The sequence below is a fragment of the Salmonella sp. NW722 genome (assembly GCF_051702785.1).
In the GTDB taxonomy this organism is placed as follows: Bacteria; Pseudomonadota; Gammaproteobacteria; order Enterobacterales; family Enterobacteriaceae; genus Salmonella; species Salmonella enterica.
Window position 1 is genome coordinate 260,430 of record NZ_JAMMIN010000003.1, and the last position, 12,922, is coordinate 273,351.

The window sequence follows — 12,922 nt, forward strand, 5'->3', positions numbered from 1 at the left end:
ACCTTCAAACAAATATTGACTTTATTTCTGCAGGTGAGATGCCTTTTTCATACAGGGTTCGCATGGCACTCATCGCCGTCGCGGTATGCGAGAAAAAAGCCTGATAACCTGCACACAGATAGTTATGATTGGTTGCGCCTGACGCGGAGGGTAAAAAACGATGTTTCGGACAGCCGCCATAGCAGGCGAACTTCCATTGACAGCGATGGCACTCCTGCGCCATTGAATGCTGTTTATCGCTGCCGAACTGGCGATTTTGTTCGCCCTGATTCATTTGACGCAGCGTCTTCTGGTGGATATTCCCCAGTTTAAATTGCGAATATACGAAGTGATCGCAGTTATAAACATCGCCGTTCATTTCCATCGCAAACGCGCTGCCGCAGGTGGGAGCAAAAACGCAAACCTGCGGCGGCAGGCCGCACCAGGCCGCCAGCGTCTGTTCAAATAGCTGGATGCCGATATCGCCGATATCCTCACGGATCCAGACATCAAATACCGCATTCAGAAACTGACCAAATTGCAGGCTATCGACCGACCACGGCGTCATCGCGATATGTTTATCCTGCGGCTGCGCCAGCCCATTTTCCCCACAGCGTTCAACTAAAGGGATAAATTGCATATAGCGGCTACCAATGCTTTTCAGGTAGCGATAGACCTGAACAGGATGGTGCATATTGGTACGGTTAACCACCGTGAGGGTATTAAATTCCACGTTGTGCTGCGCCAGACAACGCACCGCATTTTCTACTTTTTCATGCGTCGGCTTTCCGGAGCGCGTCACTCGCCATTCATCGTGTAACGCGGCATCGCCATCAATAGAGACGCCAACCAGAAAATCATGCTCCCGGAAGAAGGTCGCCCAGTCGTCGTTGATCAGGATGCCGTTGGTCTGGAAGGTATTGACGATGGTTTTGCCGCCACAATAGCGCTGCTGAAATTCAACGGCTTTACGATAAAACGGGATGCCCATTAATGTGGGTTCCCCACCCTGCCACGCAAAAATGACCTCATCAATATCCTGTGCGGCAATCTGCTGCCTGATGAAGAGTTCGAGGGTCTCTTCCGACATTTTGTAATGGTTTTTTCGATCCGGATAGAGCTTTTCTTTCTCCAGATAAAAACAGTACTTGCAGTCAAGGTTACACACCGATCCGGTTGGTTTAACCATGACCTGACAACTTTTCCCAAACATCATTACCTTCCCTGAAATAAAAGAACCTGATCCGGCACAGAGTGACCGGATCAGGTGGGCATCGCCCTAAGTGGCATACTTAATTTTTTATAATTATTCCATTAGCCCCAGGTGACAGGCGTCGGCTTATCGCCACGGGCTTTCATCAGCGAATCGTTATCAATATCCTTTTTATACTTCAGGAACTTACCGTAAAGCTGTTTCTCAATCTGCGGCTGTTTACCAATTTGATTGAGCGTCTCGAAACGATCGGTTTTCAGGTTATAGAGATATTTAGGTTTATTCTGGCGATCGATGATCATCTTCCAGTCGCCATCGCGGATCGCCCACTCATCCGTCGGATCGTCCTGGAACGGCATATCGATACCGAAGATCAGCGGTTTCTGGCGTTTTAACGTCTTGTCCTTCAGGAGCGGAACTAAAGACTGACCGTCGTAGGTACGATCGGTCGGGAGTTTAAAGTCCATCATGTTGGCCAGCGTCGGCAACCAGTCAAGACCATATACCGGCGTGTCCGTTACCATCCCCTGTGGAATGTGCTTGCCGTATTTGATGATTGCCGGTACGCGAATGCCGCCTTCCCACAGGTTGTCTTTACGCCCGCGCAGACCGTCGGTTTCCCCGGCCAGGTTCAGCTCGTATACCTTACGCGCTTCGCGCGTGACAGGGCCGTTGTCGCTGGTAAAGATGACGATGGTGTTATCTTCCTCGCCCATCGCCTTAATTTTATCCAGCACTTTACCGACCTGCTCATCCATGTAGCTGATATTGGCGTAATATTCGCCGGTGCCGCGCCACGGTTTGTCTGCCCAGTCGCCGTAGAACAGATCCGGATGCTGCTTCTGGTAGTCGGTCATGTACTGCGAATACATATCAAGGTATTTTTTCGGCGACGCCAGCGGGCTATGGACTTCGGTAAAGGCGACATATAAGAAGAACGGATTATCGTCTTTCTTATTATCCAGCCAGTTCACCACTTCAGAGCTCACAAACTCGCCGCTCATCTTATCTGCGCGGCCAATATGTTGGCCATTACGAATCCACCCCGTAGGATGCACCACGCCATAGCGCGGGCGCTCCTTGGCGTTATCCAGCGTAGCATCGGTGACAAATCCCGCCGGATTAACCAACGTATAGTCAAAGCCCATGTCTTTCGCCTGCGGCTGATCGGTGCGATCGCCGCCCGCATTCAGGTGTAATTTCCCCATCATCGCCGTATCGTAGCCCTGCTGTTTTAGCAGATTGGCGATAGTCAGTTCATTACGCCCCAGCGCAACATCTTTGCCTTCCGGTATCCAGGAACGGATTCCGGTACGGAACGGCATACGACCGGTTAACAGGCCCGCGCGGGAAGGAGAACACAGAGGCGCTGGCGCATAATAGTCGGTAAACTTCACCCCCTCCTGCGCCAATTTGTCTATGTTAGGTGTTTTAACGATGCGGTGCCCGTAGGTGGCGAGATCGCCATACCCTAAATCATCCGCCAGAATAATGACTAAGTTAGGACGCTTTGCGGTTGCCGCTTGCGCGGTTGATAATACGCATCCAGCGCATAGCGCCAACCCTATCATACTGGCAACGACTGTTCTTTTCATTTCAACTCCTTTGAGTTATCGCACGGTCTGATTACGATATATTTGCCGATAGACCCGGCTGCGGAATACAGCCTGAATTAATTGCACTATATATATTCGATTTGTCTTATATTTCTTCCATTAACATCGTTTTATCGTAGAAAATTATTCACACTCATTATAATATTAATACCATAAATATATTTCGTGCTAAAGAAAACACGCCTGAAGCAGTCTATAAAAAAAGAAATCGCGAACGAGTGATGCAGATCTCAAATATGGCCCATATGTCAGAACCGCTATTGTGATGTCAATATATGTTGCTGTTTGAACGGTAACACCCTCATTTAATGGCAGTAAGTTGTCTTTGCGAGAGATTATTCCCATTCGAAGTTTCATTAATTTCATGCTATCCGGTGTGACTTTTACAACAGAGACATAAACTATAAATCAAATAGTTATCACGTAATAAACAACATTATCTGACACGAATATTTGACGATTATATGTCGCTGATATTTTTGAGACATCTATCACCTACGTATAAAAAGACACTCCTTAGAATTCGCTTCTTTACACAACATTTCACTGTGTTTTTACCTCATGGAGTTGAGCATGAAAAATAAGAAATATATTAATAGTCTACTCGCCGCATGTGTTCTTTTCTCTTGCTTTAATGGCCAGGCAGCGGAATTGAAACGCGTATACGGTAAACTTAGCTTCGGATATGGCGACTGGAATAAAGGCTTTGTCAATGTCGATCGCGGCGAAGTGTGGAAAGCGGTAGCCGATTTCGGCGCCGTGTTTGACAGGGGCGAATTTGCATCATTTTATGAAATGAACGTGCTCAACCATCCGGTAGAAGGCCGTAACCATGTTACCCAATTTCTGGGACATTATAGGGTGGTAGAAGGCTCTAACTTTACCGCAATGATGAAACTCTATATGTCGATGGAGAATAAATTCGGTGATGAATTAAACATGATGTACGGGGTAGGTTATCTGGGTTTAACCAGCCCATCAGGCTTTATTAAGCCCTATTTCGCTGTTCATAACTTATCGAACGATTATACCTCTAAAAAGTATGGACAGGCGACAGGCTTTAACGGTTATGTTCTCGGTTGGGTCGCGGCTTATAACTTCGATATGTTTAATGAAAAGTTCGTCATTTCAAACTGGAACGAAGTTGAAATGGATCGTAATGACGCCTACGCCGAACAACAGGGTGGGACGACCGGCCTGAACGGCGCGGTAACGTTTACATGGAAATTTATGCCGCGATGGACCGCCTCCGTCTCTTACCGTTACTTCAATAATAAATTGGGGTATGACGGCTACGGCGACCGTATGAATTACCTGATCGGCTTCGAGTTTTAATAATTAATAAACTTGATGAATATTACTTAATTTCCCCGGTTTGTAGTCGTGAATGACACGACTACAGGCATTGTTTTTCTTTAATGTAGCGTAAATGGATGGTTTATATGAACAAAAAGTTTTCGATATCCCTACTGTCGCTGTGCATTGGTTTGTCTTCAGCCATTTCCTTTTCAGCCGATGCGCGTGACATCACAATTTATTATACAAACGATTTACATGCCCATGTAACCCCAGAAATTATCCCCTATGTATCCAAGACACGTCCGGTAGGCGGCTTTGCGCCCATCTCGAAAATTGTCAAAGATGCAAAAGCGAAAGAGAAAGATGTCTTTTTCTTTGATGCTGGCGACTATTTCACCGGACCTTTTATCAGTACGCTGACCAAAGGCGAGGCTATTATTGATATTTTAAATACCATGCCTTACGACGCCGTCTCTGTCGGTAACCATGAATTTGACCATGGCCATGAGAATCTGGTTAAACAACTCAGCAAATTGCAATTCCCGGTATTGTTGGATAATGTTTTTTACAGCGGCACAGATACGCCATTAATTAAAGAACCGTATACCATCGTGGAAAAAGATGGATTCAAGATCGGCGTCATCGGTATGCACGGCGTTTCCGCATTCTATGAAGCGATTGCCGCAGGCGTGCGTGAAGGCGTTGACTGCCGCGATCCGATTCCTTATGTGAAAAAACAGCTGGAAGAGTTAAAAGGGAAAGTTGACCTGACCGTGCTGCTCGCCCACGAAGGCGTGCCGGGTATGCAGTCCAGCGCAGGCGAGGCTGATGTCGCGCGCGCGCTGAAAACCGACGTTGATATGGCGAAATCGCTGGAAGGCTATGGACTTAACGTCCTGATTACCGGCCATGCGCATAAAGGTACGCCAGAACCGATTAAAGTGGGCGATACCCTTGTTGTTTCCACGGATGCGTACACCATCGAATTAGGTAAACTGGTGCTTGACTGGAACCCGGAAACCAAAAAAGTGGACAGCTACAATGGTAAGTTGATCACCATGTATGCGGATACTTATAAGCCAGATCCAGTCACGCAGGCCAAAATTGACGAATGGGATAACAAGGTTAAGAAAATTACCGATGAGGTGGTCGCGCACTCTCCGGAAGTGCTGACCCGTTCTTACGGTGAATCCGCGCCAACCGGCAACTTAATCACCGACGCCCTGATGGCTACCGTTCCTGGTGCCGACGCTGCCTTCTATAATGCTGGCGGCATCCGTACCGAATTGCCAAAAGGCAATATCACCTATGGTGATGTGCTGAGTATGTATCCGTTCACCAACGATGTCATGAGCATGGAAATCAGCGGTAAAGACCTGAAATCCATCATGTCACACGCTGCCGATCTGAAAAACGGTATGCTGCACGTATCGAAAACCGTCCAGTTTAAATATGACAGCACCAAACCGCTGGGCCAGCGTATTGTTGAATTTGATATCAAAGGCAAACCGGTAGAAGACAATAAACTCTATACCGTCGCGCTGGATTCCTTTATCGGTAAAGGCGGTGGCGGATTTACCTTCACTAAAGGTAAAAATATCAAATATATAGGGATACAAACCGCACCGGCGTTGGTTAACTATATGAAACAGGTTAACAATATTCAACCTGACCACACCATGCGCGTGGATGATATTAGCAAATAAACCATAATGTTATGCGGTCGATAACCGGCCGCATAACATACTTAGTTATGCAAACAGCGGCATTTTGTATACCCGAAATGCAGAAATATCATAACGATAATTCGTGCCATTCGTCTCTTCGTTCTTGAAATAGCCCGACGTCACCATCGCTTCGAATAAGACCTCTTTCGTCTCTTTATTGATTTCTTGTAATACCAGTCGACCTAACGCCTGTTGCCCTTCATCCGGATCGACAAGATCGCTGGAACCTGGTTGCGCGGTAATGGTATGTTCAAACTCATCAACCGTCGTCGCGCCGAAGTGAATAACCAGGTGACCATTAGTCAATAAATGCTTAGCGCTCACAAAACTGCTATAGCCCCGGTTCCCGACTTCCGTTTTACCATACTCATACGGACGCGTTACGGTCATCGTGTTTAGGTTTATTTTAAACTGCACCACCCGGCTGAAGTTATCGAGCGGCAACAGACTTTTCGCATCTTCGCGTGAACGATAGTTACCATTATCAAAGACCATAAACTCCAGGATACCAGGCTCATCGTTTGGAATTTCAACAATGTTATGCTGCCCCCAGGTCCAGAAATTCTTATCTGCCGCATCAATCCCTCCCGGCGAGGTAAGATCGTACAGCGGGACACCATCATCATCGACAGGGGTTAATAAGTATTGCTTGAATTCGTCAGACCAATCCTCATGGTTCGCCATAATAAAGCGCAGTTCGCCGGAATCCACATTTACGCCAAAAATCGCGCTCTGATGTCGACCGGAACAGATCAGCAAATTGTTGGGTTCATTAATATAGCTTTGGTTGATATGCAGCCAGTCATCCATTGATACATCCTGACCTGGCGCGCTTCCGGAAGGACGCGGCGATCTGGAATAATCCATCACATACAGCATATCGTAATAGGCGACTTCAAGTCCGGTAGATAAGTTAATAATAGAAACGCCATCTTTCCCGGTTGAGTAACCATCTGGCCGTCCATTGCTATATTCTGAAGGCGCAACTGCCAGATTGTTCTCAATGGGAAGAATGGAGTGATGGAACTCATTGTCGAGAAGATAAACCGTATAAACCCGTCCCATAATGTCAAATTCATACATATTCAGACAATGGTTTATTCCCTGTGACGTCGCCAGGAAATGGCCGTTATCCATTCTGACAAAATTATAAGAAGGGATTTCCTGACTTACATACCACCGGACAATCCCGTTATGATCAAAAGCCAGATTATACCGATCAAAATAAGTGGAGAAATAAAGTCCTTCCTCCATCAGCGAGGCCTGCTGCGCAGGACAGGAGACGCTAATAATAGGGAAACCAAGGCTCACGTTAGCCGAATCCGTGGGCGGTAATGCGTCTGTCATTACTGTATATTGCCCGACAATTTGCGAGGCAAGGCGTAGGGTAATCTGATTATTCACCGCGGATACCATCCCACACACAGGAATAAGGTTAGCGCCCGGATGTACATCATATTGATAACGCACTTCCTCTGTCGTCGCTTCGCTATCAACAACATTGATCTCAAACGCGGCAGCTTCATCCATCCAAACCCCCAGATAGAGACTCAACGGGGCGGTCCCGTAGGGATTTACAGTGACAATGGCCTTGTCACAGGTATTAGATTGCGTGATCTCCGCTAATCGTTGTTCATATATGGCGTTATGATTTAACACCAATGCGTTATTGGTATCGATTTTCTGGTTAATCGGCTCACGCGGTGCGGGCATGTTAACCATTGACGAACTTTTCTTATTCATACGTTTCTCCTGATTAATTGGGATATAGACAACGAGCGGCCGCAACAAGCCAGCCCGTTGCTTAGCAAATAACCCTACGTCAACAAGAGAAATCGGTTTAATAATTTAAAATAAAACATCCATAAAATAACACCCAGACTAAAACTATTCTTTATCATCCGAAGATTTTATTTCCCTGGCGCTAATATAAAAGCATAACAATTATGTAGCATTAATGCATTGTGACTAATAGCCTATACCTTTTTTATGGTTGACATAGGCCTTGCGCCATAATTCAAATTATTTTATGTCAACAATAAATCAATCAAAGCATATCAATCTACTGATAAAAATTAACACTATTATCATTTTATTTTTAGAGCGACTAAAAATAAAATTTTAGTTTTTCTAAAAAACCATCATTTTTGTGACACGATACGATTTTCTCTGGAAAAAAGACGCTATTACAATCACGCCAGTTGATCCATAAATTTAATATGCATATTATTATCGCCACCCCAATTAAACCCATTAAATAACATCATGACTATTTATTTAATTAACAGCACGCACACTTACAATGATAAGACCAATGAGCTAAAAAACATAAAAACGGGAAAGATGATAAAAATTGCCGCAATGCGCATAAAGTGTCTGGAATATATGCTGAATCATGCACAACAAGAGATTATTTATAAAAAACAACTCACTAATGAACTTTGGGGGGAAAGAAGTCAATTTATCAGCGACGCCAACCTGACCCAGATTTTATATCTACTGCGGCGCGATCTTAAAGGCTTTGGCCTGAGCCAGTTTTTTTCCACGGTGCCTCGAACTGGTATTAAAGTAGATGCTAACATTATTATCAGCAATGAAAAGAAAAACCTCCCCTCTTCTTTAAAAAAAGAAGAGTATAAATATATATCATTATTTTTTGCTTTACTAACCACGGTCATAACGGTTATTTATTTAATACAATAATTTGATATTAAACCGACAAATCGCATAAGGATGTGCTTCCTTCAACCAAAGCGTCAGGCTGCTTTTCCTGGCTAAAAAGAAAGGTCGACTGAAATGTTGATATCAGTTTTTTGGCATTTTTATAATGGGTGCTGTTTGTAGCCAGATAAGCATAAACGGGTAATGTACGAAAAATTATTTCATCAGGCATACGTAGTATTTTTATATTATAACGCCGCACATCTCTAAAATAAGTAGCAATCTTTCCTGGCAAAATCGCAACCATATCGCTTTTTTCAACAACACCGATAACTCCAAATAGTGAATCACTATAATAACCTATTTCCCTGCGCCCCGCATAAGGCGTGCTGTTCTTGAATAAATCAATGCTATCAGCGGTGAAAGAAGAGAACATATCTGAATGATAAACAGCATGTCTGGCAGCATAAAAATTATATAAAGACATTTTTTCAAGCCCAACCAATGGACTTTTTTCACCACAAACACAAACAAAATCAGATAAATTATCAATAAGATAACTTTCGATCATCTCATTCTTAATTTCCAGAATTCCCATGATGACATCCGCATAGCCATGCGTCAGCATGGAGGCTGGCGAGTATTCCCCTGTTTTTTTAATCGCATAGTGTTTAATAATATATCGATTCATCAACACAGTATCCAGCAATGCCGGAAAATAGTAATTTTCAGTGATATCACTTCCCAGAACAATGAGTTCATTACTCTCCTGAGCATCTGTTTTATCGCACAGTGTGCTTTCTATAGATTCAATTGCCTGGCGAAATACCTGGTGGAGCGATTTACCTTTGCTGGACGGGACTAATCCTTTGCGGGTTCTGATAAATAACTCTTCGCCATAAAGATTTTGTAAACGAAGAAGAGCCTGAGAGATCGCCGCAGGCGTGACATCCAGTTTCCTCGCCGCCCTGGTTGCATTTCCTTCAGTAATAACCGTATCGAACACTTTGATCAGATTGTAGTCAATTTTTTTAGCATTTTTTATTGGCCGCATATAGGTTATCCTGGCTGGTATAATCTGGCACCATCATTTAAGGCGCAGATTAACCTTGCACCACACTTATTTCAATAAGTAAATCATTTCCTCTACATGGTTGTAATTAAATTATAATTTTATTGATATCATTTCAGCCTGTGTGAAATAAAAACATATGATACTATTTTATAAAAAACATCAAAAACATCTGACACACTTTATAAAAAAGTAAAAAAGCATAATATTATCCTGTTTAATCACAAATGATTCTCTTATTTCTTTGTGGTTCTCTACGCTTATCCGTACTGATGTAAGGAGTACTTTACCGCCAGTGAACACACTGACAGTGTGAAACTTACCTTATGAATATCAAAACGGAGTGAATTCATGAGACAATACACTATTAATAACGAATTTATTTATAATGAGTCGTTAAGAGAAATAATATCATTACATGATAAAAAAGTGCTAAAGGTGACGCTAATGCGTGCGCGTTGTTTAAGCTATCTTTTTGAAAATGCCTACAAGAAGCTGATTACGCGGGAGATGATTTCACACGCAGTTTGGGGGGAGCGAAGTCAATTTGTTAACGATGCTAATTTGACACAACTTCTTTATCTGCTGCGACGAGATTTACAACAAATCGGGCTTTTCGAACTGTTTGTTACGCTCCCCAGGCAGGGGATAAAAATCGATGAAAGATTTATCATTGACGCTGCTGACATACCGCCACAAGCTATTCAACATCATACTCACCGATGTAATAAAATTATATCCATTGGTATTCCCACTCTTTTTTTATTGATCGTGCTTTTCTTTTTAGCGCCGTTTATCTGAAGATAAAGTCTGTAGACCGTGTCCCGGGAAGGTGAGAACATTTTTCATAATATCCTCACACGACACTGACGGGACACCATCTGCGGTCTGCTACGCGGTTCAGTCATAGACAATGCGTAGCACTGTTAATTGCTTATCTTCATCCAAATAATCTCGTTTTACCGTTGCATGAGGAGACGATATCGGCGTGATAATATTCTCGACAATAATAAAACGTTCAACTCCCTCTTTATTATGGCATTGAATTTCTAAGGTTCCTACGTCATTCCAGCAGCCTGCCTCAACAACCGATCCCATAAAATGAATCTGAGCGGTCGGTTTCGCTGTCCCTTCATGAACGATAAAGGAAAGTAAAATCACCGGTATGACGCAACGCATAGACTTCATTTTACTTTCACTCCTGTGCGTTCTCCTCTGAGCGAATATCACCCCTTCGCTTTCTGAATCGCCATTTGCAACATATCCTGAGTCGTGCTTCCCGGGATCACGGTCACCCGTTTTACATCACCGTTTTGCGTCTGAGGCATGACGACAAAAGCAGGCGTGCCGCTAAAGTCCATATGCTGCGCCAGTGCCTGGTTAGTGAGGAGCGCATCATGTACTGCACCGCTGCTTTGCGCTTCTTTTACGGCGGCCAACTGCGTCGGCGTTAGATAATGTTGCGCCAGGGTGTAGACATCGTGTTCCGTTAACGCGCCTTCCACCTTCCCTGTGGCATAAAGCGCATTATGCCAGTCGAGATATTTCGCCCCGCCCTGGGTAAGCCATACCTGTTCGCCGACTCTGGCCGCCAGTCCGGATACTGGCCAGCGGGAGGAAAAAATAGGAAACTCTTTGAAAATAAACCGGGTATCCGGGTTCGCCTTAATCAGGTTTTCGACCACAGGCGCCATTTTGCTGCACCACGAGCACTGGTAATCAAAGAACATCACCACCGCCGCTTTTGCCTCGCTGGGCCCAACGGAAGGACTGCTGCTACTGAGCAACTCAGCACGATACTGTAATGCCAGTTGAACATACGCCTGTTGTTGCGCAATCTGCTGACGCTGATGTAACGTCTCGCTGGCGGCGACCAAAAATTCCGGATGTTCGGCCAAATACGTTGCCACGACCTCTCCCACTTTATCCGGATGACTGACGATGTAGGCTTCCGCCGTCGGACCAATTTGCGACGTCGGGGCAGAATCGGCGGCGATTGCCGAGGCGGATACGGCAACGCCTGCCAACGTCAACATCGCCAGTCGGGAAAGTTTTAACGCGTGATAATACATAATAAAAGTCTCGTTCGATAAGATCGGAAAGCCTCCCGCTATCGGGAGACGCCTGAAAAATAGGTTAATGAATACGCGTCAGATCCACGGTTTGCGCTGGCATTACCCGCCCATAGTCATTAATACTTTGCCAGCGCACAGTGCAGCGAACCGCGTGCCGGCACCAGTCCGTTCGACGCGTTGCAAAGGGAGCCACGACCCCGGCGTTGTCCTGGGCGCGCTCGTTAGCGCGTAATAAAAAGAGCGTAACGTAATAGGGTGTCGGATTGCGTACCGTCGCGCCATCGGGGGTAAGCGACCAGATCAGATGCCGGTAGGCCTGCTGCGGATTGCCGGCGAGTCCCTCAGGGCGATAGAGCAATTTTAAAGCCGAACGAAACGCCATTTGTACACGGTTCGCTTCCGGTTTACCGGAGGGAATAGCGGCGATACTCAAGGTAAACAGACTTTCCCTGTCGGCGGGTAGCGGTGCGCCGGTATAAACCACCCGCATTGAGTTTTCCTGGCGCGCTGAAAGCATAAATAATGGCGGCGTGACTACGAAGGGCGTGATATTCCCTTCGTTTTTGGTTCCAGGCCAGCGGCCACCAGGTAAAATATGCGTATCAATTAACCAGGACGCTTCTGAATGGTTACTTACCGGTACGCTTAATGCCGGGGCGCCCGCATGATAGATAAAGCGAGTACCGCCAATTACCACGCCAGCCTGCGCCCATGATATGGGAAGCAAGCACCAATATATCGCGCAGCGTAAAAAGAGCTTATTCATAGGCAAGAATGAAGGTTGCGGAGGCATTGGCGTCCCCGGGCGTTACCGCGCCGCCATCGGCAAGATAACGCGCGTAAAATTGCAGATGTGCCGACGCCTGGCCCGGACTGAGCGTCACCACATCACTCTCCTGCCCCAGTGGGATTAAGGTTTTATTTTGATCATAAAGCGCAATCCCAATGCCTGAAGCGTCGCTTTCCCCTGCGGTAAGCGCCAATAAATCCGTATTACGACTGTCCGCCGCACCGCTAAAACTGACCGTTACGCCGCTGGCAGTGCTGCCGCAGTTTTGTAAATCGATAGCAAAAGGTTGCCATGCGGAACCGTCGCCTGCGCGATAAAACTGCCGTTGAGAAACCGCGCCCATCGCCACGTTAATATTTTCCGAGCCTGGAGAGAGCGAACACGTATTGTCCGTGATGGTTCCGGAGACATAGACCCGGCCATCGTGCGCCTGGACGCCGGATGCCGCCAGCAGCATCCCGATACCGTACAGGATATCGTTACGCATAAT

12 protein-coding genes are annotated in these 12,922 nt (G+C 45.6%); 4 read left to right on the top strand and 8 right to left on the bottom strand.

Features of this window, described 5'->3' with window-relative positions; all coding sequences use genetic code 11:
* Positions 1 to 4: 4 nt before the first annotated feature.
* Positions 5 to 1,195 (bottom strand): anaerobic sulfatase maturase, encoded by a 1,191-nt coding sequence (locus NA330_RS08920; protein WP_023242372.1) that lies wholly within the window; start codon positions 1,193 to 1,195, stop codon positions 5 to 7.
* Between the two features lie 98 nt (positions 1,196 to 1,293).
* Positions 1,294 to 2,787: a sulfatase family protein gene (locus NA330_RS08925; RefSeq protein ID WP_000831880.1), complete on the bottom strand. Its 1,494-nt coding sequence runs from the start codon at positions 2,785 to 2,787 to the stop codon at positions 1,294 to 1,296.
* A gap of 594 nt (positions 2,788 to 3,381) precedes the next feature.
* On the opposite strand from NA330_RS08925, the gene NA330_RS08930 reads away from it, so the two are divergent.
* The gene (locus NA330_RS08930; RefSeq protein WP_000791534.1) at positions 3,382 to 4,143 is read left to right on the top strand and encodes an outer membrane protein OmpK; all 762 of its coding nucleotides are present in this window, start codon (positions 3,382 to 3,384) and stop codon (positions 4,141 to 4,143) included.
* Positions 4,144 to 4,241: 98 nt separating this feature from the next.
* The gene (locus NA330_RS08935; RefSeq protein ID WP_000262864.1) at positions 4,242 to 5,813 is read left to right on the top strand and encodes a bifunctional metallophosphatase/5'-nucleotidase; all 1,572 of its coding nucleotides are present in this window, start codon (positions 4,242 to 4,244) and stop codon (positions 5,811 to 5,813) included.
* A 45-nt stretch (positions 5,814 to 5,858) separates the two neighbouring features.
* Here NA330_RS08935 and NA330_RS08940 read toward each other — a convergent pair whose 3' ends face one another.
* Positions 5,859 to 7,577, bottom strand: coding sequence for an aryl-sulfate sulfotransferase (locus NA330_RS08940; protein WP_023242373.1), 1,719 nt, complete (start codon positions 7,575 to 7,577; stop codon positions 5,859 to 5,861).
* A gap of 522 nt (positions 7,578 to 8,099) precedes the next feature.
* Here NA330_RS08940 and NA330_RS08945 point away from each other — a divergent pair.
* Positions 8,100 to 8,537, top strand: coding sequence for a winged helix-turn-helix domain-containing protein (locus NA330_RS08945; RefSeq protein ID WP_023242374.1), 438 nt, complete (start codon positions 8,100 to 8,102; stop codon positions 8,535 to 8,537).
* A gap of 7 nt (positions 8,538 to 8,544) precedes the next feature.
* Here NA330_RS08945 and NA330_RS08950 read toward each other — a convergent pair whose 3' ends face one another.
* Positions 8,545 to 9,549 carry a LysR family transcriptional regulator gene (locus NA330_RS08950; RefSeq protein ID WP_023242375.1) on the bottom strand — a complete coding sequence of 335 codons (1,005 nt, stop codon included), beginning with the start codon at positions 9,547 to 9,549 and terminating at the stop codon, positions 8,545 to 8,547.
* Between the two features lie 369 nt (positions 9,550 to 9,918).
* Between NA330_RS08950 and NA330_RS08955 the strand changes: the two genes are divergently transcribed.
* A complete protein-coding gene (locus tag NA330_RS08955; protein WP_023242376.1) occupies positions 9,919 to 10,368 on the top strand; it encodes a winged helix-turn-helix domain-containing protein in 450 nt (149 codons plus the stop codon).
* A gap of 99 nt (positions 10,369 to 10,467) precedes the next feature.
* On the opposite strand, the gene NA330_RS08960 is transcribed toward NA330_RS08955, so the two are convergent.
* The 4 genes from NA330_RS08960 to NA330_RS08975 all read right to left on the bottom strand — a co-directional run bounded on the left by NA330_RS08960 (position 10,468) and on the right by NA330_RS08975 (position 12,919).
* Positions 10,468 to 10,755 carry a hypothetical protein gene (locus NA330_RS08960; protein WP_023242377.1) on the bottom strand — a complete coding sequence of 96 codons (288 nt, stop codon included), beginning with the start codon at positions 10,753 to 10,755 and terminating at the stop codon, positions 10,468 to 10,470.
* A 38-nt stretch (positions 10,756 to 10,793) separates the two neighbouring features.
* The gene (locus tag NA330_RS08965; protein WP_000291399.1) at positions 10,794 to 11,639 is read right to left on the bottom strand and encodes a DsbA family protein; all 846 of its coding nucleotides are present in this window, start codon (positions 11,637 to 11,639) and stop codon (positions 10,794 to 10,796) included.
* 64 nt (positions 11,640 to 11,703) lie between these two features.
* Positions 11,704 to 12,435: a fimbrial chaperone BcfG gene (gene bcfG, locus NA330_RS08970; RefSeq protein ID WP_077910390.1), complete on the bottom strand. Its 732-nt coding sequence runs from the start codon at positions 12,433 to 12,435 to the stop codon at positions 11,704 to 11,706.
* Positions 12,401 to 12,919 carry a fimbrial protein BcfF gene (locus NA330_RS08975; protein ID WP_001243232.1) on the bottom strand — a complete coding sequence of 173 codons (519 nt, stop codon included), beginning with the start codon at positions 12,917 to 12,919 and terminating at the stop codon, positions 12,401 to 12,403. The genes bcfG and NA330_RS08975 overlap by 35 nt, the downstream gene beginning before the upstream one ends.
* Positions 12,920 to 12,922 lie beyond the last annotated feature (3 nt).